This window comes from Micromonospora sp. MW-13 (genome assembly GCF_003434305.1).
Taxonomy (GTDB): domain Bacteria; phylum Actinomycetota; class Actinomycetes; order Mycobacteriales; family Micromonosporaceae; genus Micromonospora.
Genome location: NZ_QKKX01000048.1, coordinates 1 through 25,229, shown reverse-complemented (window position 1 = coordinate 25,229; position 25,229 = coordinate 1). Strand labels below are relative to the sequence as shown.

Sequence of the window (25,229 nt, the reverse complement as noted above, 5' to 3'; positions counted from 1 at the left end):
GCCCTTGCCGAGCGGCATGACCAGGTCGATGACCCGGGTCGTCAGGATGTGCGGCTCGGTCTCCAACCGCAACCGCTCCTGCGGGTACAGCGGAGTCAGCTTGTAGAACTCCGGCCGGCGCTTCGCCTCGTCCGGCTCCATCCCGTTGACGGTGTCCAGCCGCACCAGGGCGGCGGGCCGGGGGCTGCGGCGACCGCCGGCGGGCGCGGGGCGGGCCGCGCCGGTGACGAGGTCGCCCCGGCGCAGGCCGTGGCGGCGCAGTTGGGCGGCGGGGACGTCAACGTCCAGGGGCGACGGCAGGTACCCGTCGGCCCGGACCACGCCGTGTCCGGCGACGATGTCGAGCACCCCGCTGACGGGCAGCGCGGGCGCGGATTCGTGAGACATGGTGTTGTTTCCTTTCGGGGCAGGGGTCGTGCACCGCCGCCGGTAGCGGCGGCACGGGGAGAAGCCGCGCGGGGAGAGCCGCGCGGGCCTGGTGGAGAACGAGACGCCGGAGCCTGCGGCGGTGCCGGACGAAGCCGGAGGCAGGGCAGGCGGGAGGCTGGGGCCTTGCCTCCGTCGGGGCCGGACGCGCGGAGCTGACGGACCGGCGCGGACCCGCAGGAACCGGCGAAGCCGCAGGCACCGGGCCGAGTCGGGAGGTACCGCCGGGGGGGTGGGCACCGGGCGGCCACGGCTGGGGGCCGGGGGCGGATCGCCCGGACCGGATCGGCTGCCGGGCGATGGAGGACTGACACCGGGCGGCTCGACGCCGACGTCCGGGTCATTCGCAGGTTATCGCCCCAGCCCGCACCCGGCAAGCACCCCGGCGGGGCGTCGGGTCCCGCTGCGGGTCGGGGTTACCGTGCGGACCGCGTTGACGAGGACCGGCCCGCCCCGGCGGCCCGCCGTGCTGGCCGTCTCCGAGCTGAGCTTCGGCGAGCGCGCCCGGGCGAAGCCGCGGGGCGTACGGCCGGTGGCGAGCCGACCGGCGCCGGTCCGGCTGCCGGAGCCGGGGCGGCCGGCCGGGTGGCTGACGCCGTACCGGCCGGCCGGCGGACGGGGTCAGTGGCCCCGGGCGATCCACTCGTCGAGGTGCGGGGCCTCGGCGCCGACGGTGGTGCTGTCGCCGTGGCCGGTGTGCACGACCGTCTCCGGCGGGAGGGTGAGCAGCCGGGTGCGGATCGACTCGACGATGGTGCCGAAGTCGCTGTAGGAGCGGCCGGTGGCGCCCGGTCCACCGGCGAAGAGGGTGTCGCCGGTGAAGACCACGCCGAGTTGCGGGGCGTACAGGCTGCACGCGCCGGGGCTGTGGCCGGGGGTGTGCAGCACCCGCAGGCCGGTGCCGGCCACCTCGATCGTGGCGCCGTCGCGCAGTTCCCCGTCGGGGGCCGTGTCGGGGTGCACCAGGTCCCACAGCACCCGGTCGTCGGGGTGCAGCAGCACCGGCGCGCCGGTGGCCCGGGACAGCGACGGGGCCACCCGGACGTGGTCGTCGTGGGCGTGGGTGGCCACGATCGCCACCACCCGGCGCTGGCCGACGGCGCGCAGGATCGCGTCGACGTCGTGCGGGGCGTCGACGACGAGGCACTCGCTGTCGTCGCCGACGACCCAGACGTTGTTGTCGACGTCGAAGGTCTGCCCGTCGAGGGAGAACGTGCCGGAGGTCACGGTGTGGTCGACGCGGACGGTCACGGGAAGACCACCACCGAGCGCAGCACGTCGCCGTGGTGCATCCGGGTGAACGCCTCCTCGACCTGGTCCAGGGCGATCTCCTCGGAGACGAACGCGTCCAGGTCGAGCCGGCCCTGCAGGTAGAGCTCGGTGAGCATGGGGAAGTCGCGGCTGGGCAGGCAGTCGCCGTACCAGCTCGACTTGAGGGCGCCGCCGCGGCCGAAGACGTCCAGCAGGGGAAGGTCGACGGTCATCTCCGGGGTGGGCACGCCGACCAGCACGACGGTACCGGCGAGGTCGCGGGCGTAGAACGCCTGCTTCCAGGTCTCCGGCCGGCCGACGGCGTCGATGACGACGTCCGCGCCGAAGCCGCCGGTGGCCGCGCGGATCGCCTCGACGGGGTCGTCCTCGGAGGCGTTGACCGTGTGGGTGGCGCCGAATTTCCGGGCCCAGTCGAGCTTGCGGGAGTCGGTGTCCACGGCGATGATCGTGGTCGCCCCGGCCAGGGCCGCGCCGGCGACGGCGGCGTCGCCGACCCCGCCGCAGCCGATGACGGCCACCGAGTCGCCGCGGGTGACCCCGCCGGTGTTCATCGCCGCGCCGAGGCCGGCCATCACCCCGCAGCCGAGCAGGCCGACGGCGGCGGGCCGGGCAGCCGGGTTGACCTTGGTGCACTGTCCGGCGTGGACGAGGGTCTTCTCGGCGAAGGCCCCGATGCCCAGGGCGGGGGACAGCTCGGTACCGTCGGTGAGGGTCATCTTCCGGGCCGCGTTGTGGGTGGCGAAGCAGTACCACGGCCGGCCCCGCCGGCAGGCGCGGCAGACCCCGCAGACGGCCCGCCAGTTGAGCACCACGAAGTCGCCGGGCGCGAGGCCGGTGACGCCGTCGCCCACCTGCTCGACGATGCCGGCCGCCTCGTGGCCCAGCAGGAAGGGGTACTCGTCGTTGATCCCGCCCTCGCGGTAGTGCAGGTCGGTGTGGCAGACCCCGCAGGCCTGGACGCGGACCACCGCCTCGCCGGGCCCCGGGTCGGGCACCACGATCGTGGTGACCTCGACCGGCGCGCCCTTGCGCCGTGAAATGACTCCCCGGACTTCCTGGCTCACGTTCTCCTCCTGCTCCACCGCTGTCGGTGCCGGCGACCCGTGGTGGGCGGGACGACGACGGAGAGCGTCACCGGGCGGGTATGCCACGTCGATCACGCTCCCCGGCGAAACTACCGCTGATCACGACTCCGAGCCCAGCAACGCCCGGTGGTTACCACGGCCGGGCGGCGGGAGCCCCGCAGCGCTGGTGGGCTGGTGGGCCGGTGCGGGCGTAGTCGAAGCCGATGGCCGAGCCGGGGCCGTTGGCGGCGAGCACCACGACCAGGGCGACCAGCAACCAGCCCGGGGCGCGGCCAGGCCAGGCCAGCACCACGGCCCAGATCGCGGCGGTGGCCGCGGTGACGGTGAGGACCAGCACCGAGCGGCGGAACGGGTGCCGGGCGCACAGGTAGGCGACCAGCGGCCCGGTCAGCAGGCCCGCCAGGGTCATCAGGGTGAGCAGGGAGGCCGCGGCGGTGGGTGTCATCCCCTGCCCCTGCACCAGGAACGGGTATCCCCACAGCAGCGCGAACACCGAGCCGGAGAACTGGGTGACGAAGTGCGTCCACAGGCCCAGTCGGGTGCCGGGCTGGGCCCAGGCGGCAGCCAGGTCCCGGCGTACGGTGGCCAGGTCGGGGGTGGGCGCGGCGGCGTGCTCGCGGTGCGGGGTGTCCCGGACGGCCGCGACGACCATGGTGAGCACGGTGGTGCCGAGCGCGGCGGCGGCGAGGAACGCCGGGGTCCAGCCGGCCTGGTGCAGCAGGGCGACCAGCGGCACGGCGCCGAGGACCGCGCCGAACTGGCCGAGGGTGCAGGTGAGCTGCACCAGCATCGGGTTGCGCCGGCCGGGAAACCAGAACGCGACGATCCGCAGCACGCCGAGGGAGCTGCGGTGGAACACCGCCGCCACGTACGCGCTGAGGGCCACCGCCCAGACCAACGCGGCGGAGCGGCGGGGTGCCGCGGTCCCGGCGACGCTCACCCCAGGGTCCGCAGCACGGTCGCGGCGTTGTCGATGTGCGCGCCGACGCTGTCCAGCCAGACCCGCAGATCGTCGCCGTCGAGGGCGGCGAGTTGGGCGGCGTGCTCGGTGAGCGCCACCTCGGCCCAGCCGGGCGAGAGCCGGAAGCTGGCCTCGCCCATGCGTAGCTGGCGGTCGCGCAGCCGGTGGTACAGCTCGGCGAGGATCTCGTTTCCGGCGGCCTCGACGACGGTGGCGTGGAAGGCCCGGTCGGCGGCCATCAGCGCGGTGACGTCGCCGGCGGCGTGGGCCTCGCGCATCCGGTCCAGCCAGCGGGCCAGGTCGGCGCGCAGCGCGGCTCGGCGGGGCCAGACCCGCTCGGCGGCGTGCAGCTCCACCAGCCGGCGCGCCTCGATCACGTCGGCGACCTCCCCGGCGGAAACCGGCCGGATCAGCGCGCCGCGCTTCGGGTAGAGGGCGACCAGCCCTTCGGCCTCCAGCCGCAGCAGGGCCTCCCGGACCGGGGTGCGGGACACCCCGGTCGCCTCGGCGATCTCCCCCTCGCTGATCAGCAGCCCGCCGGGGTAGACCTGTTCGAGGATCGACCGCTTCAGGTGCCGGTACACCCGCTCCGCGGCGGAGGGGGCGGCGGCGCGCGGCGCGGGGGTGGGATGCGTCATGTATCTATGCTGCGTCGCGGTCCTGCGGGGCCGGGTCCCGGCTCACCCGGACGTGGCCCGCGCCACGGGGGCGCGCACCGGCACGCCCGGGTGCCACGGCCAGGAACGGGTGGGAGCGACGGCACCGCCGCCGGGCTGCCGGTCCGGGTCGCCACGGCGTCCGACAGGTCGCGCCGCGGCGACACCGGCCCGCCGCGCCGGGTCGCCGCGCGACGAGGGAGGGGACGCTGTGGCGTGCGCCACCCGTCGGACACGCCGGGACGGCGGGCGACGCCCCGCCGCACTGGGCAGAATCGACGCATGTCTTCCCGCCGGTGGCTGCTCGCCGACCAACTCGGGCCGCATTTCCTCGACGACGGGGCGCAGCCGGTGCTGCTCGTGGAGGCGCGGGAGTTGTTCCGGCGGCGCCCGCTGCACCGGCAGAAGGCCCACCTGATCCTGTCCGCGCTGCGCCACCGGGCCGCCGAGCTGGGCGATCGGGCGCTGCTGGTGCGGGCCGGGACGTTCCGGGAGGCCCTGGCCCGCGTCGACGGGCCGGTCGAGGTGTGCCACCCGCCGTCGCGGGCGGGGCTGGCCTTCGCCCGCTCCGTGCCGGGGCTGACGATCCTGCCGCCCCGGGGCTTCCTCACCAGCCGCGACGACTTCACCGCCTGGGCGGACGGGTCCCGGCGAGGGCCGTTGCGGATGGCCGAGTTCTACCGCTGGGCCCGCCGTGAGCACGGCGTGCTGGACGGCCCGCCGGGGCGGGTGCCGCGCCGGCCCCGCCGCGCCGGCGGCACGGTCGCCCCCGCTCCCCCGCCGATCGTCGAGGACGAGATCGACGCGGAGGTGCGCGACGATCTGGACCGGTGGGAGAAGGACGGGATGCGGTTCGTCGGCCAGGACGCGCCGCGCCGCTACCCCGCCACGCACGCCGAGGCCGACGCCCGGCTGCGGCACTTCGTCCGGCACCGGCTGCCCGACCACGGCCGCTACCACAAGGTGATGAGCGTCGGCGACCCGCTGTTGGCGCACAGCGTGCTGTCGTCGTCGTTCAACCTGGGGCTGCTCGACCCGGCCGAGGCGATCCGGGCGGCCGAGGGGGCCTGGCGCGAGGGGGCCGCGTCGCTGTCGGCGGTGGAGCCGTTCATCCGCGGGCTGCTCGGCTGGCGGGAGTTCCTCTGGCAGCTCTACTGGTACTTCGAGCCCCCGTTCCGGGGCGCCAACTGGCTGGCCGCGACCGAGCCGCTGCCCGGCTGGTTCGCCGACCTGGACGCCGACGCGGTCGAGGCGCGCTGCCTGGCCGACGTGCTGGCCGGGGTGCGGGACCGGGCCTGGGCGCACCATTCGCAGCGGCTGCTGGTGCTCGGCAACTACGCGTTGCAGCGCGGCTGGCGGCCGGCGGAGCTGGCGGACTGGTTCAGGGGGTGCTTCGTCGACGGCGCCGACTGGGTGATGAACGCGACGGTGGTCGGCATGAGCTGGTACGCCGACCTGGGCCGGGTGGACACCCGCCCGTACGCGGTCGACGGCCGGTACATCGACGAGCTCAGCGACTACTGCGGCGGCTGCCGGTACCGGCCGGACACCGTGCTCGGCGACCTGGCCTGCCCGTACACCGGGGGGTTCGACGCATTCCTGCACCGCAACCGGGGGCGGCTGGCCGACGACCCGCGGCTCGCCGCGGAACTGGCCGAACGCGACGACCCGCACGTGCGGGAGGCGGTGCTGGCCCAGGAGGACAAGCGCGACGGCAGCCCGCCCTGACCGCCCTCAGCCGCGCGCCGGGTGGTCGGCCCAGAAGTCGGTGACCAGCCGGTGGAACTCCTCGGCCCGCTCGATCTGGGGCAGGTGGCCGGTGTCGGCGAACAGGTGGGCGCGGGCCCGGGGCAGCCGGGCGCGGGCGGCGTCGAGGTGCGCGGCGGGCAGGATCAGGTCACGGTCGCCCCAGACCACCAGGATGGGCAGGTCCAGCCGGGCCACGGCGTCGAGCAGTTCGGCGCGCCACCCGGGGGCGACGCCGCGGACCGTACCGAGGCTGCCGACGAGTTCCAGCATCACCCGGGCGGCGTGCGGTCGGCGGGCCACCGCGAGGGCCTCGGCGAGGCGCTCCGGCGTGACGTGCCGCCGGTCGTGGAAGAGGACCCGCTCGGTGCGCCGGACCACGGCCCGGTTCGGCCGCAGCAGCAGCCGGCCGAGGGGCCGCAGCGCCAGCAGGCGCAGCGCGATCGTCACCTGCCCGCCGAAGCCGGCGCTGTTGACCAGGACCAGGCTGGCCGCGCGGGCCGGGTCGTCGACGGCCAGCCGCATCGCGACCGCTCCGCCGAGGGAGTTGCCGACCAGGTGGGCCGGGCCGTCGACGCCGAGGGCGTCGAGGCAGTCGGCGGTGGCCCGGGCCAGCGCCGGGAGGGTGTGCGGCTCGTCCAGCGGCGCGGAGCCGCCGTGCCCGGCCAGGTCGAGGCTGACCACCCGGTGGTCGCGGGCGAGCAGGGCGTGCTGCTCGGCGAAGTCGGCAAGGGTACGGCCGATCCCGTGCAGCAGCACCACCGGCGGACCCTGGCCGGCCACCCGGCAGCGGACCGCCCGCCCCCGGACGGTGCGGGTCGAGGCCGGCCCGGTCACGCCGGCTCCCCGGGGCCGTCCGCCGACGCCGGGGAGGTGGGCGGACCGGCCGGACGGCGGGGCGCGGGCCCGGCGGTGGCCGGCCGGGGGGCGCGGTTCAGGGCGAGGGCGAGGACCCGCCCGTACGAGGCGGGGGCGAGCCGGGCCAACAGGTCCGGCAGCTTCGCCGACCAGCCGATCAGCACCCGGCCCCGGCGGCGCTCGACGCCGCGCAGGATGACCTCGGCGGCGGTGGCCGGGTCGATGGAGAGCAGCTTCTCGAACTGCCGGCGGCCGGCCTCGAACTCCTCGGCGGGCACGCCGCTGCCGACCCGGGCGCTCTGCGCGATGCGGGTGCGGATGCCGCCGGGGTGCACGGAGGTCACCCCGATGCCGTCGTCGACCAGTTCGTGGCGCAGCGCCTCGGTGAAGCCGCGGACGGCGAACTTGCTCGCCGCGTACGCGGCCTGGCCGGCGGGGGCGATGAGCCCGAACAGGCTGGACACGTTGACCAGGTGGGCGCCCGGCTCGGCCTTCAGGGCGGGCAGCAGGGCGTGGGTCAGCCGCACCACGGCCCGGAAGTTGACGTCGACCACCCAGCCGAACTCCTCCAGGGTGACCTGGTCGAACCGGCCGCCGAGGGCGACGCCGGCATTGTTGACCAGCAGCCGCACCCGGGGATGGCGGTGGCGGATCTCCTCGGCCACCGCGTCGGTCGCGGCGGCGTCGCCGAGGTCCACCAGGTGGGTGCCGACCTGCCGGTCGGGGTGGGCGGCCCGGATCGCGGCCACCACGGCGGCGAGCCGGTCGGCGTCCCGGTCGAGCAGGACCAGGTCGGCGCCGCGCCGGGCCAGGCCGTGGGCGAGGGCCTCGCCGATGCCGCTGGCCGCCCCGGTGACCACGGCCGTCCCGGCCGCGAAGTCGAACCTGCGCACGTCGGTCTCCTCTGCTGGGTCGGCGGGGGGGTCAGCCGGCGGGGGTGTCGGCGGGGTCCCCCACCTCGGCGTGTTCGCTGCCGGGCAGACGGTCTGTCATCGACGGCGTGCCCGCGCGGGAGAAGCGCACCCCGGAGTCGGCGAGCCGGCCGTGCCGCATCAGCAGCACGTCGCGGGGGTAGTTCTGGTGCAGCCGCCACGGCGCCGCCGCGCCCTGCTTGGGCAGCGCGTCGACGCTGCGCAGCACGTACCCGGACTTCAGGTCGATGAGCGGCTCCAGCTCACCGTAGGCGGGGGCGAGCGGGGTGACGACCTGCTGGCCGGTGTCGTCGAGGTGGGTGAGCAGCCGGCAGACGTAGGTGGCGACGAGGTCGGCCTTCAGCGTCCAGGAGGCGTTGGTGTAGCCGATGGTCATCGCGAAGTTCGGCACGCCGGAGAGCATCATGCCCTTGTACGCCACCGTCCGTGCGAGGTCGACCCGTTCGCCGTCCACGGTGATCGTCATGCCGCCGAGGACGAGCAGGTTGAGGCCGGTGGCGGTGACTACGACGTCGGCGGTCAGCTCCGCGCCGGAGGCGAGGCGCAGGCCGGTGGCGGTGAGGGTCTCGATCCGGTCGGTGACGACCGAGGCCCGGCCCTGCCCGATCGCGGTGAACAGGTCACCGTCGGGGACCACGCACAGCCGTTGGTCCCACGGGTCGTAGCGGGGCGAGAAGTGCCGGTCGACGTCGTAGCCGGCGGGCAGCCGGCTCTTCGCCGCGCGCCGCAGGAACCGCTTCACCAGCTTCGGGGCGCGCCGGCTGAGCTGGAAGGTGGCCGTGCCGAACAGCACGTTCTTCCACCGCACGACCGGGTACGCGGCCCGGGGCGGCAGGAAGCGGCGCAGCGCGTCGGCGAGGGCGTCGCGCGCGGGCAGCGCGACCACGTACGTCGGTGAGCGCTGGAGCATGGTGACGTGGGCGGCCCGCTCGGCCAGCGCCGGCACCAGCGTCACCGCGGTCGCGCCGCTGCCGATCACCACCACCCGCCGGCCGGTGTGGTCGAGGTCGGCGGGCCAGTGCTGCGGGTGCACCAGCCGCCCGGTGTACGCCCGCGCGCCGGGCAGGTCCGGGGTGTAGCCGGCGTCGTAGCGGTAGTAACCGGAGCAGGTGAACAGGAACGCGCAGGTGAGGGTGACGTCCTCGCCGGTGTCGTCGCGGTGGGCGTGCACCGTCCAGCGGGCGCGCGCGCTGTCCCACTCGGCGGCGAGCACCCGGTGGTGGAAGCGGATGTGCTCGTCGACGCCGTACTCGCGGGCCGTCTCGCGCACGTAGTCGCGGATCGAGTCGCCGTCGGCGATGGCCAACGGGTTCGTCCACGGCTTGAACGAGTAGCCGAGGGTGTACATGTCCGAGTCGGACCGGATGCCCGGGTAGCGGAACAGGTCCCAGGTGCCGCCGATCGCGCCGCGCGCCTCCAGCACCGCGTACGTCTTCTCGGGGCGGTTGCGGCGCAGGTGACAGGCGGCGCCGACGCCGGAGAGGCCGGCGCCGACGATCAACACGTCGACGTGGTCGGAGGCCATCGTGCGTCTCCCGTCGCAGGGTGGTGAGTCGGACCCTATCCAGCGCCGTCGACGTCGGTCAACAGCATGTCGAGTGGAATCGACACGGTGTTGAGGTAGTAGCATCTGCGCTCATGACCGCCACCGCCCGTACGCCCGGCGCCGGCGCGCGGGGCCGGCGGGCGGCCCGCTCGACCGGGGACGACCGGCAGCAGGCCATCCTGGCCACCGCCGAGCGCCTGCTCACCCAGCGGCCGTTCGGTGCGATCTCCGTCGACGACCTGGCCCGGGGCGCGGGCATCTCGCGACCGACGTTCTACTTCTACTTCCCGTCCAAGGACACAGTCCTGCTCACCCTGCTGGACCGGGTCACCGAGGAGGCCGACGCGGCGGCCGGCGACGTGCTGGTCCGGCTGGCCGAGGACCCGCGGGCCCGGTGGCGGGAACTGATCCACCGGTTCCACGAGACGTTCGGCGCGCACCGCGAGGTGGTGCGGGCCTGCGCCGAGGTGCGCGGCACCAACGCCGAGGTGCGCCGGCTGTGGGCCGCGGTGCTGGAGCGCTGGGTGCAGGCCGTCGAGGCCGCCGTGGCGGCGGAGCGGCGCCGCGGCGCGGCCCCGGACGGGCTGCCCGCCCGGGACCTGGCGATCGCGCTGACCTCGATGAACGAGCGGGTCTGGTACGCCACCTTCGCGGCCGACGGGCCGGCCGTGGCGGAGCCGGACGTGGTGGACGTCCTGCTCGACGTCTGGCTCACCAGCATCTACCGGGGCGCGGTGCCCCCGACCGGCTGAGGCGTCCCGGCCGGTCAGCGACCCACCGGGCCCTCGGCCCGGGTGTCGGCCAGGTAGCCGTCGAGGTCCGGGCGGCCCGGGGCGAGGACGTGCCGGGCCCAGGCCTGCAGCTACCGTCAGCGGAGTGCGAGCCACCCGCCTCCTCTCCGTCCTGCTGCTGCTCCAGGCCCACGGCCGGCTGACCGCCACCCAGCTCGCCGAGCGCCTGGACGTCTCCCCCCGCACGATCTACCGGGACGTGGAGGCGCTGCACGCCGCCGGCATCCCGCTCTACGGCGAGGCCGGCCACGACGGCGGGTACCGACTCGTCGACGGCTGGCGGACCCGGCTGACCGGGCTCACCGCCGAGGAGGCGGACCGGCTCTTCCTGGCCGGCCTGCCGGGACCCGCCACCGAACTCGGGTACGGGGAGGTGGTGGCCGCGCTCGGGCGCAAGCTGCACGCAGCCCTGCCGCCCCCGCTCGCCGACCGGGCGGCCGGTATCCGGCAGCGGTTCCTGCTCGACGCCCCCAACTGGTACTCCGACGGCGACGCCTCGGCCCACCTGCCCGCCGTGGCCGACGCGGTGTGGCGGCAGCGGCGCATCCGGGTCCGCTACCGCGGCTGGTCCGGGGAGGGCGACCGGACGCTGGCGCCGTACGGGCTGGTGCTCAAGGGTGGCCGCTGGTACGTGGTGGCCGCGCGGGCCGGCCGGGACTCCCCCGCCACGTACCGGGTCAACCAGATCCTGACGCTGACCGAACTCGACGAGGGCTTCGACCGGCCGGCGGGGTTCGACCTGATGGCGTACTGGCAGGCGCACGTGGCCGGCTTCCGGGCCCGGCTGCACCGCGACGACGCCACGATCCGGCTCTCCCACCGGGGGCGGGACCGGTTGCGGGAGATCGCCAGCGACGTGGTCGTCGCCGCGGCCGAGCGCACCGCCGGGCCACCGGACGACGCCGGCTGGGTGACGGCGGTGGTGCCGATCGAGTCGCTCACCCACGCCCACGGCGACCTGCTCCGGCTCGGCGCGGACGTGGAGGTGCTGGCCCCGACGCGGCTACGGGCCCTGCTGGCCGCCACCGCGGCCGAACTGGCCGCCCTCTACGCCGCACCGGCCGGCACCGGCGGCTGACCCTCCACTGTGGCGGATCGGGGGCGGCGCGGGGGCTCGCAGTCCCGCCACGGCGGCGTGTTCGAGTTCGACGGCTGACCCGGTACGACCGACCGGAGGGTGCCGCAACCGCACCCGAGCCGGCACGATTCGTCATGAGCGCAGACGGGATCGTCGATGTTCCGAGGGCTCGACGGCCGAGCCACCGCCGTACCGGAGGAACCGCTCATCGAGGCCAGGGGGCTGGAACATGGACTTCACGCTCGAACTCGTCGTGGTGCCGGTGTCCGACGTGGACCAGGCCAAGGAGTTCTACCAGGAGCGCGCCGGGTTCCGGCTGGACGTCGACTTCCGCTCCGGTGACGACTTCCGGGTCGTGCAGCTCACCCCGCCGGGGTCGGCGTGTTCGATCGCCCTGATGCGCGACCCGGACGGCGCGGGCGGCGTCGGCGGCCTGCACCTGGTGGTGACCGACCTCGACGCGGCACGCGAGGAACTGCTGGCACGCGGGCTGCCGGCGAGCGAGATCTTCCATTTCGAGGAGGGCGGGGTGCGCGTCCCCGGCTCGGACCCCGAACGGCGCGACTACGCCTCCTACCTGTCGTTCAGCGACCCCGACGGCAACGGGTGGCTGGTGCAGGAGGTCCGCCGGGCGACCACGACGGCCTGACCGGCGGGTTCCCGGCACAGTGCCACCGGGGCCCGGTCCGGGCGAGATGATCGGGGGATGCGACGAGGACCAGGGCGGGGGCATCGGGCCGTGCCGCACACCGCCGACGTGCGGATCGAGGCGTGGGCGCCGGACCGGGAGGGCTGCGTGGCCGAGGCGGTGACGGCGATGGTCGAGACCTTCGCCGACACCTGCGGCGCGGGCGAGGGCGCCGAGGTGACGTTCGACGTCCCGGCGGGCGCCGACGGGGACCCGCTGGTGGGCGTCCTCGACGAGGTGATCTTCCGGCTGGAGACCGAGGGGGTGCTGCCGGTCGCGACGGACGTGACCGCCGGCCCCGACGGTGGCCTGCGGGTGCGCTGGCGGGTCGTGGCCGCCGACGCGGTGGAGCCGGTCGGCGCGGTGCCGAAGGCCGTGTCGCTGCACGGGCTGCGCTTCGACCGGGACGAGGCGGGCTGGTCCTGCGCGGTGACCCTGGACGTGTGACCCGCGGCGCGGGCCGCCCCCGCCCGTCCGCGAGGGCCGCTCGGCCCGGGCCGCGGGTCAGCCCTTGACCACGCCCAGCGGCACCAGCCGGGCCACCCGGCGGCACAGGCCCGCCCCCTCGGCGGCGTCCACCACGGCCGTGACGTCCTTGTACGCCTCCGGCGTCTCCTCGGCCAGCCCCCGCCAGGACGCCCCGCGCACCGCGATGCCCCGGGCCTCCAGCTCCCGGCGCAGTTCCTGCCCCCGTACCATCTTCATGGCCTGGCTTCGGCTGCGGACCCGGCCCGCGCCGTGGCAGGTCGACGCGAACGCCGGGCCGCCGGCCACCCCGGTCAGCACGTACGAGGCGGTGCCCATCGAGCCGGGGATGAGCACCGGTTGGCCGGCGGCGCGCAGGTCGGCGGGCAGGTCGCTGTGCCCGGGCGGCAGCGCGCGGGTGGCGCCCTTGCGGTGCACGCAGAGCCGCCGGTCGACGCCGTCCACCCCGTGCGTCTCGATCTTGGCAAGGTTGTGCGAGACGTCGTACACCAGGTCGAGCCCGCTGCCGGCGACCCGTCGGAACACCTCACGGGCGGCGGCGGTGAGGAGCTGCCGGTTGGCCCGGGCGTAGTTCGCGGCGGCGGCCATCGCCCCGAGGTAGGCCCGCCCCTGCGGGGAGTCGACCGGCGCGCAGGCGAGCTGCCGGTCCGGCACCTCGATCCCGTGCCGGGGCATCGTCCGCTCCATCGCCTGGACGTGGTCGGTGCAGATCTGGTGGCCCAGCCCGCGCGACCCGCAGTGGATCATCACGACGACCTGGCCGGCGCGCAGCCCGAACGCCGCCGCCACCGCCTCGTCGTGCACCGCGTCGACCGCCTGCACCTCCAGGAAGTGGTTGCCCGAGCCGAGGCTGCCGACCTGCCCCTGGCCGCGCTGCACGGCCCGCTCGCTGACCTGGGCCGGGTCGGCGTCGTCGACCGCGCCGAAGTCCTCGCACCGGTCCAGGTCGCGCGGCACGCCGTGGCCGCGTGCGACGGCGTACCGGGAGCCGCCGCGCAGCACCGCGTCCAGCTCGGCCCGGTCGGCCAGGTGCCACACCGCGCCCCGGCCCATGCCGCGCGGGACCGCCGCGTCGAGGCCGGCCATCAGCGCGTCGCGCAGTCGGGGCAGGTCGGCCCGGTCCAGGTCGGCGGTGAGCAGCCGGACCCCGCAGGAGATGTCGAAGCCGACCCCGCCCGGGGAGACCACCCCACCGGCGGCGACGTCGGTGGCGGCGACGCCGCCGATCGGGAAGCCGTACCCCCAGTGCACGTCGGGCATCGCGTACGAGGCGCCGACGATGCCGGGCAGGGTGGCCACGTTCGCCACCTGCTCCAGGGCCCGGTCCGCGCCGACGTCGGGAAGCAACGCGCGGGAGGCGAAGACGACTCCGGGCACCCGCATCGGGTCGCGCCGGTCGATCCGGAACCGGTACGGCGACTCCTCGGCCAGCTCCATGGGCAGCGGCTACCCGCCCCACGGCCGGCCACACCTGCCCCGCCGGCCGAGATGGTGGGGCGGCGTGCCACGGACCGGGCCCGACGGCACCCCCGGCCCGCGTCGACGAGGGCCGGCGGGACAATGGGAGAACCGGGGACCGCCCCGGCGTCTCGCCCCGTCCCGAGGAGAACACCCAGCGTGTCCGGTACGCCCCAGCCCGCGCAGTCCCCGTCCACCGGCGGCGGCGACCTGCGGGCGGACTGCTCCCGGTGCTTCGGGCTGTGCTGCGTGGCGCCCGCCTTCGCCGCGTCGGCGGACTTCGCCGTCGACAAGCCGGCCGGGCGGCCCTGCCCGAACCTGGGCGGGGACTTCCGCTGCGGCATCCACCGGGACCTGCGGGCCAGGGGCTTTCCCGGGTGCACCGTCTTCGACTGCTTCGGGGCGGGGCAGCAGGTCGCCCAGGTCACCTTCGCCGGCCGTGACTGGCGGTCCGCCCCGGACACCGCCGCGCGGATGTTCGACACGTTCGCGGTCATGCGTCCGCTGCACGAGTTGCTGTGGTATCTGACCGAGGCGGTCGCGCTGACCCCGCCCGGCCCGCTGCGCGAGGAGCTGGGCGCCGCGCTGGCGGATACCCGACGGCTCACGGCCGGCAGCCCGCAGGACCTGCTCGGGCTGGACGTCGACGCGCACCGGGGGCGGGTGAACCCGCTGCTGTCCCGGGCCGGCGAACGGGCCCGGGGGAACCGGGCCGGGCTCGACCGTCGAGGGGCCGTCCTGGTCGCCGCCGACCTGCGGCGGGTCGACCTGGTCGGGGCGAACCTGCGCGGCGCCGTCCTGCTCGGCGCGGACCTGCGCGACGTGGACCTCACCCTCGCCGACCTCACCGGCGCGGACCTGCGCGGCGCCGACCTGCGCGGGGCGGACCTGCGGCGCGCCCTGTTCCTGCACCAGTCGCAGGCCGACGCGGCCCGCGGCGACCACCGGACCGGGCTGCCGCCGGCGCTGGCCCGGCCGGCGCACTGGTCCCTGCCGGTCACCCCGGTCCGCCGCCCCGGCGCGCCCCGGCAGCCCCGCAGGCCCCACGGCACCGCCGGCGGACGCCGCCGGTGACGAACCGGAGTGCCGGCCGGGGACGTTTGCGGCCGGCCGGGGCGGGCAGGACTGCGGCATGACCAGTGAGGAACGCTTCGACCGAGCCAGCAGCGACGAGCCCGACGGCGCGACCGCCTACGAGGCGTCCCTGCGACCGCCGGGCGAGTCGCTGCGCACGACCGAGGACACCGGGGACGATTTCGCCGACCTGCCCGCCGAGAACGCCCGCCCGGCACGGGAGACCAGCCGAGCCGGTTACGACGTGGACGCCGTCTCCGGCACCACCGACCCCTCCAGCGAAACCTGACCCACCACCCACACCGTCGCGGCGCCCCGGGTTCCGCAGCGGCCCGGTGAGGCGATGGCGGGGGTCAGGTGAGGCGGATGGCGCCGGCGGGGCAGACGTCGGCGGCGCGGCGGACCCGGTCGACCGCCTCGGGCGGCGGCGCGGCGCGGAGCAGCAGCACCAGCCCGTCGGCCTCGTCCTGGTCGAAGACCTCCGGCGCGGCGAGCACGCAGTTTCCCGACCCGCAGCAGCGGTCCCGGTCCACCTCGATCCGCATCGTGCCGCCCCCGGTCACCAGGTCACCGGCAGGCTGTTGAGGCCGAACACGACCGACGTGTCGCGGGTGGAGACCTGCTCCGGCGTCGCGGTGGTGCGCAGCCCGGGGAAGCGGCGGGCCAGCTCGACCAGGGCGATCCGCAGCTCGGCGCGGGCCAGCGGCTGGCCGATGCACTGGTGCACCCCGAAGCCGAACGCCAGGTGCTGGTGCGCCTGCTGGTAGGGATCGAACTCGTCGGCGGCACCGAAGACCTCCGGGTCGCGGTTGGCCAGCGACAGCACGGCGATCACGCCCTCCCCCGCCCGGATCAGCCGGCCGCCGATCTCGATGTCCTCCAGGGCCAGCCGGGGCAGGCCGGTGCGGACCACGCTGAGGTAGCGCAGCAGCTCTTCGACCAGCGCGGGAGCCCGGTCCGGGTTCTCCCGCAGCGCGTCGAGGCGGCCCGGCTCGCGCAACAGCAGCAGGGTGCTCAGGCCGATCATGTTGGCCGTGGTCTCGTGGCCGGCGACGAGCAGCAGCAGGGCCATGCCGACCAGCTCGTCGACGGAGAGCTGCCCGGTGGCCACCCGGTCACGGACCAGCCGGCTGATCAGGTCGGTGGAGGCGTCCGCGCCGGTCTGCCGGGCGACGATCAGCTCGCGCAGGTAGTCCCGCAGCTCCCGGACCTCGGTGCGGACCCGGTCCACGGGCGCGGTGCGGTCGAGCAGGGTGCGGCTGCGGGCCTGGAAGAAGGCGTGGTCGGCGTACGGGACGCCGAGCAGGTGGCAGATCACCATCGAGGGCACCGGCAGGGCGAACGCCTCGACCAGGTCGGCGGGCGGGCCGGCGGCCTGGAGGTCGTCGAGGGACTCGTCGACGGTCCGCTGGATCAGCGGCTCGATCCGCCGAACGTTCTTGATCATAAATTCGGCGGTGAGCATCCGGCGCAGCCGCGTGTGCTCGTCGCCGTCCATCCGGATGAAGCCACCCTGACGGTCCACCTCGGACTGGGGCGGCAACGGACGAAGCAGCGGGAAGCCCGGCTTCTCGAAATTGGCGCTGAGGCCGGGGTGGCGCAGCAGCTGACGCACGTCGGCGTGCCGGGTGACGAGCCAGGCGGTGCTGCCGGTCGCCAGCCGGACCCGGGTCACGGGCCCGGCCAGGCGGCCCCGCTCCGCCTCGTCGAGCAGGGCGAACGGGCCGTGGTCGGGGTTGGTCGGCGGCCAGAGGGGCAGGTCGGTAGCGGCGGTCGCGGTCACGCGGACACCTCCCGTGACAACTGTGAGTGACGCAATCAATCCGCAACGTTACCTATCGATGCGGATCGACACAAGACCGCGCGGCGGCCTCACCGCGCCGCGGACACCGCCCGGGCCTCGGTCATCCCCTTGTTGGCCAGGGCGTCGGCCCGCTCGTTCTCGGGATGGCCGTTGTGCCCCTTCACCCACAGCCAGGTCATCTGGTGCCGGGCGCAGGCGGCCTCCAGCCGCTGCCACAGGTCGGCGTTCTTGACCGGCTGCTTCGCCGCCGTCAACCAGCCGTTGCGTTTCCAGCCCGCCAGCCAGCCGGTGATGCCGTTGCGCACGTACGTGCTGTCGGTGTGCAACCGCACGGTGACCGGCCGGGTCAGGCTCTCCAACGCCTGGATCGCGGCCATCAGCTCCATCCGGTTGTTGGTGGTCGGCGTCGCCTCCCCGCCGCACAGTTCCCGCTCGTGTTCGCCGTAGCGCAGCAGGGCGCCCCAGCCGCCCGGGCCCGGGTTGCCGCTGCACGCCCCGTCGGTCCAGATCTCCACGACCCTGTCGGCCGTCGCGTCCGCCATGCCCGCAACCTACCGGGTACGCCCCGCGCCACCGTGGACCGGACCGTCGGGAACGGGCGGCGTCGCCCACACCACCACCGGCCGGCGGCGGGTCAGCCGCCGGGGCGGCGCAGCCGGCCGCCAAGCCGTCCGACGGCGTCACCGACGACGGCACAGGTCATCGGCAGCAACGGGCTGGACCGCATCACCGCCAGGTCCTCCGCCGGCGAGGTGTCGCCGTCGAGGAAACGCAGTACCCGCTGGGCGGGGTTGCGGTCGAACAGCCGGTCGAAGAACTCCGGGCCGCCGACCCGTCCGGTGTCCAGGGCCCGCAGCGCGACCGCGTCCATCCACAAGTGCCGCCGGGGGTACGCGGGCGGCGGCACCGGCGGCCGGCCGACGGCCAGCGCCCGGGCCACCCGGTCGGCCTGACGCAGCATGGCGGAGAAGGTGAAGCCGGTGGAGGGGCGGGTGGCGCCACCGGCCGTGCCGAGGCGGACCACCCGGGGCGAGGGGCGGCGCGGGAACGGGGCGTCGGTCATCGGGATCGCCCCGTCCTCCACCTCCCGCACCGCCAGCGCGGCCGGGTCCAGGCCGAGCCGGCCGAGGTAGCCGCGCAGCGCCCGGTCGTACCCGTCGTCGGTGAGCCGGTCCGGGGAGAACTCGGTGTACTCGACCAGCGCGTACCGGTCGCTGACCGGCAGCACGTAGCCGAAGGAGACGCCCCGCCGGGGCTGCGGGGTGCGGAAGTCCATCAGCACCGCCCGGGTGGGGTCGAACAGCGGCCCGCCGGACTCCACCCACCAGCCACGGAAGTGCTGCAACCAGGACGTGCGACCGGGCCGGACCGGCGGGTGGGGGCGGGAGTCGAGCACCCAGGACGCCCGGGCCAGCGGGACCCCGCCGGCGCCCCGGACCAGCACCCCGGCGCCGTCGTCGTCCAGGCCGGTCACCGCCGCGTCGATCCGCCTCGCCCCGAGGCGGCGCTCGGCCTCGGCGGCCCGGGCGTAGACCGGGGCGGAGCGCAGCATGGCGTACCGCAGCGGGGTGAGGTCGAGCACCCGGCGGCGGGCCGGGGTGGTCACCTCGACCTGCTCCCAGCTCGCGCTGAGCAGCGGGTCCAGGTCGCCGCCGGGGCGGCCCCAGAACGCCCAGGTGCGGTCCTGGCCACGCCTGCGCACCGGGTCGAGCACCGCGACCCGCAGCCCCCGCACGCCGTGCCGGTCCAGGGCGGCCAGCACGAGGGACCCGGCCCCGCCGCCGCCGACCAGGGCGAGGTCGACGTCGACCGGCGCGGAATCGTTCACCCCGACACGCTGTCACACCGCCGGGCCGGACCCGGCGCCACCCGGCCGGGTGGCGCCCGCCGGGTGACGGCTCCCCGTCGCCCGGTGGAGATCCTCTGGCATCCTCGACGGCGGCCGGCCGCCCGGCGGCTGCCGCATCCGCCCGACCCGAGGACGTCCGCATGAGTGTCGCCGCCACCAACGCCCTCACCGCCCGCTGGGCGTCCACCCTGGAGGACGGGCCGGGGGTGCTCTCCGGCGCCGGGGTGTACCCGCTGCTGTCCCTGCTCGCCCGGTACGCGGCCGACCCCGCCCGCTGCGAGCTGCTGGCCGCCGCGCCCGAGCCGGCCCGGTACGACCTGGCGGCCTCGCCGGCGGTGCGGCTCGCCCTGGGCGTCTGGTCCCGGCGGGGGCTGGAGCTGTCGGAGCGCTGGCGACGGGAGGTGCCGGCGGCGATGCGCGGCGAGTTGACCGGGGACCCGGCGGTGGACCAGCCGCTGCTCGACGAGTGGGCCAGCAGGCACACCGACGGCCAGGTCCCGCAGCTGCCGGTGCGGGCCACCCCGGCCACCGTGCTGGTGCTGGCCAGCGCGCTGTCCGTGTCGACCCGGTGGGCGCAGCCGTTCCACGAGACGTGGCCCCGCCCCGAGGCCGGCCCGTGGCGGGGCCGGAACCTGGTCGGGCTGTTCCGCGCCGGCGCCGACCTGAGCGCCCTGCGGGTGGTCGGCACCGGCGCCGGACCGCTGTCCCTGCTGACCGTCGCGGGCCGCGACGACGTCGACGTGGTGCTCACCCTCGGCCCGCCCGGTACGGGGCCCGCGGCGGCGCTGCCCGCCGCGATCGGCGCCCTGGGCGGCGGCGACCCGCTCCCGCTCGACGCCGGGCCGGGCGTGACCGAGCGGCTCGTGGCGGCGCCGGACGACCGGCCCGAACTCCAGGTGTCGACGGTCGGGTTCACCGTCACCGCCGAGCACGACCTGCTGGCCCGGGCCGCCCTGTTCGGGCTCGCGGCGGCGACGGATCCGACCGGGGACCACTTCCCCGGGATCAGCCCGCGCCTGGTGGTGTCGCAGGCCCGGCAGAGCGCCACGGCGTCCTTCAGCGCCACCGGCTTCCTGGCCGCCGCGGTGACCGCCCTGGGGTTCCGAGCCGGCTCGGCGCCGCCGCGGGACACGACCCACAAGCGCGTGGTCCGGCTGGACGTCGACCGGCCGTTCGGGTTCCTCGCCGTGCACCGCCCGACGGGGCTGGTGCTCGTCGCCGGCTGGGTGACCGACCCCGACACCCGGGACGCCCCGGGCCGCTAGCGGCCACGCACGGCGGCGACGTTGGCAACCAGGTGCTCGGGGGACGGTGCGGTCACCCAGCGTCCAGGTGCCCGCGGCGTGGGCCGTGACGGTCCCTGTGTCCATGATCAGGGTTTCCCGGGCGTCGCGCCCGGTACAGCACGTGCCGGCGCAGCGGGCCCGAGTCGACCTCGGGGTGGTCGAAGTCCTCGCCCGGATCGGCGGTCATGCCGAGGCGACGCATCACCGCCTGGGAGCGCACGTTGCCGACGGCGGTGATCGCGACGATCTCGGGCAGCCCGATGGTGTCGAAGCCGTGGCGCAGGGCGGCGCGGGCGGCCTCGGTGGCGTAGCCGTGGCCCCAGGCGGGGCGGGCCAGCCGCCAGCCGACCTCCACACCGGTGAACGGCATCCCCTCGTCGACGTCGTCGAGGCCGACGAAACCGACGAAACCGCCGGTGTCGCGGACCTCGACGGCCCAGAAGCCGTAGCCCTTGGCGTCGAGGTCGGCCTGGAAGCGGCGGGCGGACGCGGCGGACTCCCCGGCGGTCAGCGGCGGGCCGAGGAACTCGCGCACCTGCGGGTCGGCGTTCATCGCCGCCCACGGCGCCAGGTCACTGGCCCGCCAGCCCCGCAGCACCAGCCGTTCGGTCCGGAATTCGATCACCGGCCCACCGTACCGCCGGGATCCAGCAGTTTTCGCCGCCGCGGCGGCGGCGGACCGGCCGGACGGACGGACGGCGCGACGGTAGCCTCCCGGAGGAACATCCATGTCCGACGATCCGATGGAGGATGGCATGACGATTCGACGGCGCCTGCTGCGGGCCACGGCCGGCTGCGTCGCGACGACGGTGGCGGCGACGGCGCTGGCGGTCGCCGGGCCGGCCGGGGCCGCGCAGGCCGCCTGCACGACGAGCAGCTTCACCGTCGTGTGGGACTACGCGGGGATGTACACCGAGCCCAACGAGGCCACGCTGTACGGCACCCGCCGCTACGGGCAGGTCGTGACGGGCCCGACGGGCAACACCTCCAACGGCTGGACCCTGACCTACGACTGGTGGAACGGCCTGCCGCTGTGGGCGTACATGAAGGACGCCTCGTTGCAGTACCGAGGGTGCGCCTGACCGACAGGCCGGCCGGTCCGGTCACCGTGGGGTACCACCCACGGTGACCGGCCGTCGCCCATCCTCCCGCCATGAGCCTGTCGCTGCCGGAACCGGGACCGTCGGACGCGCCGGACGCCCTGGGTGGGCGGTTCACCGACGCGGCGACCCGGCCGACGCGGACGGGTCAGTCCCGGCCCGTGTCCAGCCAGAGCCGGATCAGGTCGCGGCGCCGCTCCGGCTCGGGATGGTCCTCGTACGCGGTGCGCGCGTGCACCACGACGTCGTTGGCGAGGAACTGCATGTCCCCCACCCGCAGGTCCATGCCGAGCACGAACCGCGGGTCCTCGTGCAGCCGGTCCAGGACGTCCATCGCCTCCCGCTGCGCCGGGGTCAGCGGCGGCACGTGCGCACCCCGCTGCGCCGAGCGGATGTAGTCCGGCCCGTAGTGGGCGGTGAGGCGACCGCCGACGCGGGCGTACACGGGCCGCTGCGCGAAGCTGTCCGGCCCGTCGCCGGTGCGCCGGTCGTACCACCACGGCTCGTAGAGCACGCGGGCCAGGTCGGGGCGGGTGCGCACGATCTCGTTGTGCACCGCCACCGAGCTGACGACCGTGCTGAGCCCGCCGGAGCGGGCCGGCCGGACGCAGAGCAGGGCGACGACGTCGGTCGGGTCGGCGTGGTACCCGATGCCGCGGCGGTGCTCGTAGCTGCGGGTGGTCGGCCGGTCGGGGTCGGCGCCCCGGTCGCGGACGTGTCGTAGGACCGCGCCGTCGGGCCCCTGCCCGACGAGCCGGCCGACGTGGGCGGCGACGCCGAGGGCGAGCAGTTCGCAGCCGCGCGCGGTCAGCCCGGCGACGGGCAGGCCGCGGACGAGCCCGACACCGCAGCCGCCGGTCACCTCGGCGGCCAGCCGGTCCAGCCGCGGGCCGAAGGTCGGCAGCGGAAAGTCGGCCTGGGACAGCCCGTCCGGTGAACCGCCGGTGGCCTCCACGGCGGCGACCGCGGCCCGCACCTCGGCGCGCTGGGCGTCGCCGAGCACGAGCTGCCAGTGCCCGGCGGCGGCGAGCTGGTCGGCCCGCCAGTCGGCCGGCCCCCGCACCTGGTCGATCACTGCCACGGCACCTCCCCGGATCGGGCCCGGCCCGCCCCGGCCGGACGTCGTCCCATCATCGACCGGAGTCGACCCCGGCGGGGGCGCGCTCTGCCGAGGGCGTAACCCGTGCTCGGCCGCCGGCCCGCCGCGCCGGGCGGGTACGACCCGGACCGCCGGGCTGACGAGCGCCGGCACCGCCGTTTCCGCAGCTCTCATGCCGCCCGGGTGGACACGTGACGGCAACGAAGAATTCTCGTTTTCACCGGATCGGGTGCCCAACCCTCCTAGTGTTGGGCACACCGGTGCTCAGTCACGGAGTTGGCCACCCGAACGACGTCCCACGCAGTCAGCGGACGAAAAGTGAGGGAAGACGCGAATGAAGACACAGTCAGTTCTCGGATCGGTGGCGCTCGGCGTGGGTATCGGCACGCTTCTGCTCCCGGTCGCCGCGCTCGCGGACACCACGGTGTCACCGGCCACCACCCCCGTCGGCGGGACGGTGGTGCTCACCTCGACCTGCAACCCGAAGTCGGGCGACGCGATCTTCCGCGTCACCGGCCCCGACCGCGACCAGAACGTCCGGTCCACCACGGCCGCCGCCGGCGGCGGGCTCAGCGCCGAACTGTTCACCGCCGGGTTCACCCTCGGCACGTACACGGTCACGGCGACCTGCGGCGACGGGACCTCCTTGGGCAGTGCCACGTTCACCGTCACCCCCGTCGGCGGAGCCCCGGCCGGCACCGGCCCCCGCGCGGACAACCACGGCCTGCTGGCGGCCGGCGGCACCCTCGTCGCAGCCGCGGCCACCGGCGCACTGCTCCTGGTACGTCGCCGGCGCTACGCGGTCGCCCGCGCCTGACGACGTACGTCACCACCATCCCTGAGACGGGTGCCCGCGCCGGCCCACGCCGCCGCGGGCATCCGCCCGCGTACGCGAAGGAGGCGCACGTGCCCACCGGCGACCGGGTCCCACGGACCGCCGTGGCGCTGATCGCGCTGGCCGGCGTCGCCGGAGGCGGGCTGCTCGCCCTCGGGGCGACCCGCACGCCCCCACAGCCACCGCGGGTCGCCCCGGGTACCGTGACCGACCCGGCGACGGGCCGCAGCACCGTGCCCGGGAAGCCGCTGCCCCGCGCCACGCCGGTCCGGATCACCATCCCGGCGATCGACGTACGCGCCGACCTGGTGCCGGTCGGCGCCAGCGCCACCGGCGAGGTGGAGGTCCCGCCGTCGGACCGGCCCGCCGTCGCCGGCTGGTACCGCCTCGGGGCCAGCCCCGGCGAGGCCGGCAACGCCGTCGTCGTCGGGCACGTCGACTCCCGGGAGAGCGGCCCGGCGGTCTTCTTCGCCCTCGGCCGGCTCAAACCGGGCGACCGCATCCAGGTCACCCGCTCCGACGCGCGGGTCGCCACGTTCGCCGTGGACGGCGTCGGTTCGTACCCGAAGGCGCGGTTCCCCACCGACCTGGTCTACGGCGCGGGCCCCGCGCCCCGGCTGCGCCTGGTCACCTGCGGCGGTCGGTTCGACGAGCGCGCCCGCTCCTACCTGGACAACGTCGTCGTCTTCGCCACCCTGCTGCCCTGACCGCCCGCCCCCGCCCCGCCGGCGCCCGGGAGATCGCCTACGGTTGCGGTCAGTTCCGGCGTGGCGGAGGTGAGCGGTGGACCAGCGAACCGTGCGGGCCCGATGGCTCGGGCGGCTGCCCGCCCTGTTGCGCCGTACGTGGAGCCGGCCGGTCGCGGTCGCCGTGCCCGCCGGCGGGCGGTCCAATCCGGACGCCGTGGTCGACTGCGCGGTCTACGTCGACGGACGACGCCAGCCGGGACGCCCGCACTACACCGAGGCGTACACGCGGCGCAGCCGAAGTCGACGCTCGTTCGTCTGGCTCGGCCTGCACGACCCGGCACCGGCGGTGATGGCCGCGGTCGGGCTCACCTTCGGCCTCGACGAGCACAGCGTCGCGCAGGCCCTCGCCGACGGGCACCGGCCGACCCTGCAACGGCACGGCGACGTGACGCTGCTGGTGCTACGCACCGCCGGCTACGTCGCGCACACCGAACTGACCGACACCTCCGAGGTGATCGACACCGGCGACGTGATGGTGTTCCTCGGCGACCGGTTCGTCATCACCGTCCGGCACGGCGCGGCCGGCGCACTCGCCACGGTACGCGAGGACGTCGAGCGCCGCAGGGCGGTGCTGGCCGAGGGCCCCTGGGCGGTGGCGTACGCGGTCTGCGCCCGGATGGTCGAGCTGTACCTGGAGGTCGCCGGCCACGTCGAGTCGGACCTGGAGCGGCTGGAGGAGACGGTCTTCGCCCGCGACCGGTCCGCCGACATCCAGCAGATCTACCAACTCAAGCGGGAAATCGTCGAGTTCAAGCGGGCGGTACTGCCGTTGCAGGCGCCGATGCGGGTGCTGCTCGGGCAGCAGCCCGACGGCCCGCCCCCGGCCCTGCGCCGCTGGTTCGCCGACGTGGACAGCGACCTGGCCCGAGCCGTGGACCGGGTCGGCGCGTACGACGACCTGCTCAACTCGATCCTCCAGTCCCGGCTGGCGCAGTTGGCCGTCGAGCAGAACAACGACATGCGCAAGATCGCCGCGTGGGCGGCGATCGCCGCCGCCCAGACCGCCGTCGCCGGGATGTACGGCATGAACTTCGCCAACATGCCCGGACTGAACTGGCGCTACGGCTACCCGGCGGCGCTACTGCTGATGGCGACGGCCGGGCTGACCCTGCACCGACTGTTCCGCCGCTCCGGCTGGCTCTGACCCGGCCCAGCCGCGCAGCGCATCCCAACATCAGCACGTTGGGCGGGATGTTGCGGCCTTTCGCGGGCTCCGATGCCGCAACATCCCGCACAACCCGGGGCACCCCGCCTGCTCCCCTCCGCCTCCGTCCCCGGTGATCAAGAGGTTTGCGTCAGGATTCGCCGCCCCCTTGACGTAAACCTCTTGATCACCGGGGCTGGGGGGTCGGTGCTGGGTGGTTTGGGGGGTTTGGGGGGTTTAGTCCTGTGGGCGGGGTCACCGTGGGGGTGGAATCCGGGCCGGGGCGGGGGTGTTGTACATGGTTCA

General features: G+C 75.7%; 26 protein-coding genes and 1 pseudogene. 12 read left to right on the top strand and 15 right to left on the bottom strand.

What is annotated here, in order from left to right:
• From C5N14_RS22580 to C5N14_RS22560, 5 genes and pseudogenes are all read right to left on the bottom strand, one after another.
• A pseudogene (locus C5N14_RS22580) lies at nt 1–387 on the bottom strand (transcription termination factor Rho); the annotation flags it as partial.
• Between the two features lie 660 nt (nt 388–1,047).
• On the bottom strand, nt 1,048–1,677 hold the full coding sequence (locus C5N14_RS22575; protein ID WP_117670381.1) for an MBL fold metallo-hydrolase: 630 nt from the start codon (nt 1,675–1,677) through the stop codon (nt 1,048–1,050).
• Nucleotides 1,674–2,762 carry an S-(hydroxymethyl)mycothiol dehydrogenase gene (locus C5N14_RS22570; RefSeq protein ID WP_117670385.1) on the bottom strand — a complete coding sequence of 363 codons (1,089 nt, stop codon included), beginning with the start codon at nt 2,760–2,762 and terminating at the stop codon, nt 1,674–1,676. Before C5N14_RS22570 ends, C5N14_RS22575 begins: the two co-directional genes overlap by 4 nt.
• A 151-nt stretch (nt 2,763–2,913) precedes the next feature.
• Complete coding sequence (locus tag C5N14_RS22565; protein ID WP_117670379.1) at nt 2,914–3,723, bottom strand: MFS transporter; 810 nt, start codon at nt 3,721–3,723, stop codon at nt 2,914–2,916.
• Nucleotides 3,720–4,382 carry a GntR family transcriptional regulator gene (locus C5N14_RS22560; protein ID WP_117670377.1) on the bottom strand — a complete coding sequence of 221 codons (663 nt, stop codon included), beginning with the start codon at nt 4,380–4,382 and terminating at the stop codon, nt 3,720–3,722. The genes C5N14_RS22565 and C5N14_RS22560 overlap by 4 nt, the downstream gene beginning before the upstream one ends.
• Nucleotides 4,383–4,682: 300 nt before the next feature.
• Here C5N14_RS22560 and C5N14_RS22555 point away from each other — a divergent pair, with 300 nt between their 5' ends.
• Entirely contained in the window at nt 4,683–6,128 is a 1,446-nt protein-coding gene (locus tag C5N14_RS22555; RefSeq protein ID WP_117670375.1) for a cryptochrome/photolyase family protein, read from the top strand.
• A gap of 6 nt (nt 6,129–6,134) precedes the next feature.
• On the opposite strand, the gene C5N14_RS22550 is transcribed toward C5N14_RS22555, so the two are convergent.
• From C5N14_RS22550 to C5N14_RS22540, 3 genes are read right to left on the bottom strand one after another with little or no spacing between them, the layout of a single operon-like run.
• Nucleotides 6,135–6,983 (bottom strand): alpha/beta fold hydrolase, encoded by an 849-nt coding sequence (locus C5N14_RS22550; protein ID WP_117670373.1) that lies wholly within the window; start codon nt 6,981–6,983, stop codon nt 6,135–6,137.
• On the bottom strand, nt 6,980–7,897 hold the full coding sequence (locus C5N14_RS22545) for an SDR family oxidoreductase (RefSeq protein ID WP_117670372.1): 918 nt from the start codon (nt 7,895–7,897) through the stop codon (nt 6,980–6,982). The genes C5N14_RS22550 and C5N14_RS22545 overlap by 4 nt, the downstream gene beginning before the upstream one ends.
• A gap of 31 nt (nt 7,898–7,928) precedes the next feature.
• The gene (locus C5N14_RS22540) at nt 7,929–9,461 is read right to left on the bottom strand and encodes an NAD(P)/FAD-dependent oxidoreductase (RefSeq protein ID WP_117670370.1); all 1,533 of its coding nucleotides are present in this window, start codon (nt 9,459–9,461) and stop codon (nt 7,929–7,931) included.
• 113 nt (nt 9,462–9,574) lie between these two features.
• Between C5N14_RS22540 and C5N14_RS22535 the strand changes: the two genes are divergently transcribed.
• The 4 genes from C5N14_RS22535 to C5N14_RS22520 all read left to right on the top strand — a co-directional run bounded on the left by C5N14_RS22535 (nt 9,575) and on the right by C5N14_RS22520 (nt 12,486).
• Nucleotides 9,575–10,234, top strand: coding sequence for a TetR/AcrR family transcriptional regulator (locus C5N14_RS22535; protein WP_117670368.1), 660 nt, complete (start codon nt 9,575–9,577; stop codon nt 10,232–10,234).
• Between the two features lie 124 nt (nt 10,235–10,358).
• Nucleotides 10,359–11,351 carry a YafY family protein gene (locus tag C5N14_RS22530; protein ID WP_117670366.1) on the top strand — a complete coding sequence of 331 codons (993 nt, stop codon included), beginning with the start codon at nt 10,359–10,361 and terminating at the stop codon, nt 11,349–11,351.
• 229 nt (nt 11,352–11,580) lie between these two features.
• Nucleotides 11,581–12,000 carry a VOC family protein gene (locus C5N14_RS22525; protein WP_117670364.1) on the top strand — a complete coding sequence of 140 codons (420 nt, stop codon included), beginning with the start codon at nt 11,581–11,583 and terminating at the stop codon, nt 11,998–12,000.
• A 57-nt stretch (nt 12,001–12,057) separates the two neighbouring features.
• Nucleotides 12,058–12,486: an archease gene (locus C5N14_RS22520; RefSeq protein ID WP_117670362.1), complete on the top strand. Its 429-nt coding sequence runs from the start codon at nt 12,058–12,060 to the stop codon at nt 12,484–12,486.
• 57 nt (nt 12,487–12,543) lie between these two features.
• Here C5N14_RS22520 and C5N14_RS22515 read toward each other — a convergent pair whose 3' ends face one another.
• Nucleotides 12,544–13,962: an RtcB family protein gene (locus C5N14_RS22515; protein ID WP_117670361.1), complete on the bottom strand. Its 1,419-nt coding sequence runs from the start codon at nt 13,960–13,962 to the stop codon at nt 12,544–12,546.
• A 180-nt stretch (nt 13,963–14,142) separates the two neighbouring features.
• Between C5N14_RS22515 and C5N14_RS22510 the strand changes: the two genes are divergently transcribed.
• Nucleotides 14,143–15,057, top strand: coding sequence for a pentapeptide repeat-containing protein (locus C5N14_RS22510; protein ID WP_243639923.1), 915 nt, complete (start codon nt 14,143–14,145; stop codon nt 15,055–15,057).
• 58 nt (nt 15,058–15,115) lie between these two features.
• The gene (locus C5N14_RS22505; RefSeq protein ID WP_117670357.1) at nt 15,116–15,346 is read left to right on the top strand and encodes a hypothetical protein; all 231 of its coding nucleotides are present in this window, start codon (nt 15,116–15,118) and stop codon (nt 15,344–15,346) included.
• A 64-nt stretch (nt 15,347–15,410) separates the two neighbouring features.
• Here the strand turns inward: C5N14_RS22505 and C5N14_RS22500 are convergent, their stop codons facing one another.
• The 4 genes from C5N14_RS22500 to C5N14_RS22485 form a co-directional block, all read right to left on the bottom strand.
• Nucleotides 15,411–15,620 carry a ferredoxin gene (locus tag C5N14_RS22500; RefSeq protein WP_371685888.1) on the bottom strand — a complete coding sequence of 70 codons (210 nt, stop codon included), beginning with the start codon at nt 15,618–15,620 and terminating at the stop codon, nt 15,411–15,413.
• Nucleotides 15,617–16,840 carry a cytochrome P450 gene (locus C5N14_RS22495; RefSeq protein WP_117670355.1) on the bottom strand — a complete coding sequence of 408 codons (1,224 nt, stop codon included), beginning with the start codon at nt 16,838–16,840 and terminating at the stop codon, nt 15,617–15,619. Before C5N14_RS22495 ends, C5N14_RS22500 begins: the two co-directional genes overlap by 4 nt.
• A gap of 89 nt (nt 16,841–16,929) precedes the next feature.
• Nucleotides 16,930–17,403, bottom strand: a complete 474-nt coding sequence (rnhA, locus tag C5N14_RS22490) for a ribonuclease HI (protein ID WP_117670353.1) — start codon at nt 17,401–17,403, stop codon at nt 16,930–16,932.
• Nucleotides 17,404–17,495: 92 nt separating this feature from the next.
• Nucleotides 17,496–18,689, bottom strand: coding sequence for a lycopene cyclase family protein (locus tag C5N14_RS22485; RefSeq protein WP_117670351.1), 1,194 nt, complete (start codon nt 18,687–18,689; stop codon nt 17,496–17,498).
• 161 nt (nt 18,690–18,850) lie between these two features.
• Between C5N14_RS22485 and C5N14_RS22480 the strand changes: the two genes are divergently transcribed.
• Nucleotides 18,851–19,975 (top strand): serpin family protein, encoded by a 1,125-nt coding sequence (locus C5N14_RS22480; protein ID WP_117670349.1) that lies wholly within the window; start codon nt 18,851–18,853, stop codon nt 19,973–19,975.
• A gap of 52 nt (nt 19,976–20,027) precedes the next feature.
• On the opposite strand, the gene C5N14_RS22475 is transcribed toward C5N14_RS22480, so the two are convergent.
• Nucleotides 20,028–20,621, bottom strand: a complete 594-nt coding sequence (locus C5N14_RS22475; RefSeq protein WP_117670347.1) for a GNAT family N-acetyltransferase — start codon at nt 20,619–20,621, stop codon at nt 20,028–20,030.
• A 130-nt stretch (nt 20,622–20,751) separates the two neighbouring features.
• Here C5N14_RS22475 and C5N14_RS22470 point away from each other — a divergent pair, with 130 nt between their 5' ends.
• Nucleotides 20,752–21,078 carry a hypothetical protein gene (locus C5N14_RS22470; RefSeq protein ID WP_128763645.1) on the top strand — a complete coding sequence of 109 codons (327 nt, stop codon included), beginning with the start codon at nt 20,752–20,754 and terminating at the stop codon, nt 21,076–21,078.
• Nucleotides 21,079–21,244: 166 nt separating this feature from the next.
• Here the strand turns inward: C5N14_RS22470 and C5N14_RS22465 are convergent, their stop codons facing one another.
• Nucleotides 21,245–22,177 (bottom strand): TauD/TfdA family dioxygenase, encoded by a 933-nt coding sequence (locus tag C5N14_RS22465; protein ID WP_128763644.1) that lies wholly within the window; start codon nt 22,175–22,177, stop codon nt 21,245–21,247.
• 352 nt (nt 22,178–22,529) lie between these two features.
• On the opposite strand from C5N14_RS22465, the gene C5N14_RS22460 reads away from it, so the two are divergent.
• From C5N14_RS22460 to C5N14_RS22450, 3 genes are all read left to right on the top strand, one after another.
• Entirely contained in the window at nt 22,530–23,012 is a 483-nt protein-coding gene (locus C5N14_RS22460; RefSeq protein ID WP_117670341.1) for a hypothetical protein, read from the top strand.
• Nucleotides 23,013–23,101: 89 nt separating this feature from the next.
• Nucleotides 23,102–23,737, top strand: a complete 636-nt coding sequence (locus C5N14_RS22455) for a class F sortase (RefSeq protein ID WP_117670339.1) — start codon at nt 23,102–23,104, stop codon at nt 23,735–23,737.
• A 76-nt stretch (nt 23,738–23,813) separates the two neighbouring features.
• Nucleotides 23,814–24,923: a magnesium and cobalt transport protein CorA gene (locus C5N14_RS22450; protein WP_117670337.1), complete on the top strand. Its 1,110-nt coding sequence runs from the start codon at nt 23,814–23,816 to the stop codon at nt 24,921–24,923.
• Nucleotides 24,924–25,229: the final 306 nt, after the last annotated feature.

Excerpts from the sequence above, each read along its gene's own strand:
- C5N14_RS22520 (WP_117670362.1), top strand. The coding sequence starts at position 12,058 with ATGCGACGAGGACCAGGGCGGGGGCATCGGGCCGTGCCGCACACCGCC.
- C5N14_RS22525 (WP_117670364.1), top strand. The coding sequence starts at position 11,581 with ATGGACTTCACGCTCGAACTCGTCGTGGTGCCGGTGTCCGACGTGGAC.
- C5N14_RS22555 (WP_117670375.1), top strand. The coding sequence starts at position 4,683 with ATGTCTTCCCGCCGGTGGCTGCTCGCCGACCAACTCGGGCCGCATTTC.
- rnhA (WP_117670353.1), bottom strand. The coding sequence starts at position 17,403 with ATGGCGGACGCGACGGCCGACAGGGTCGTGGAGATCTGGACCGACGGG.
- C5N14_RS22515 (WP_117670361.1), bottom strand. The coding sequence starts at position 13,962 with ATGGAGCTGGCCGAGGAGTCGCCGTACCGGTTCCGGATCGACCGGCGC.
- C5N14_RS22505 (WP_117670357.1), top strand. The coding sequence starts at position 15,116 with ATGACCAGTGAGGAACGCTTCGACCGAGCCAGCAGCGACGAGCCCGAC.
- C5N14_RS22560 (WP_117670377.1), bottom strand. The coding sequence starts at position 4,382 with ATGACGCATCCCACCCCCGCGCCGCGCGCCGCCGCCCCCTCCGCCGCG.
- C5N14_RS22470 (WP_128763645.1), top strand. The coding sequence starts at position 20,752 with ATGACGATTCGACGGCGCCTGCTGCGGGCCACGGCCGGCTGCGTCGCG.
- C5N14_RS22535 (WP_117670368.1), top strand. The coding sequence starts at position 9,575 with ATGACCGCCACCGCCCGTACGCCCGGCGCCGGCGCGCGGGGCCGGCGG.
- C5N14_RS22480 (WP_117670349.1), top strand. The coding sequence starts at position 18,851 with ATGAGTGTCGCCGCCACCAACGCCCTCACCGCCCGCTGGGCGTCCACC.
- C5N14_RS22460 (WP_117670341.1), top strand. The coding sequence starts at position 22,530 with ATGAAGACACAGTCAGTTCTCGGATCGGTGGCGCTCGGCGTGGGTATC.
- C5N14_RS22540 (WP_117670370.1), bottom strand. The coding sequence starts at position 9,461 with ATGGCCTCCGACCACGTCGACGTGTTGATCGTCGGCGCCGGCCTCTCC.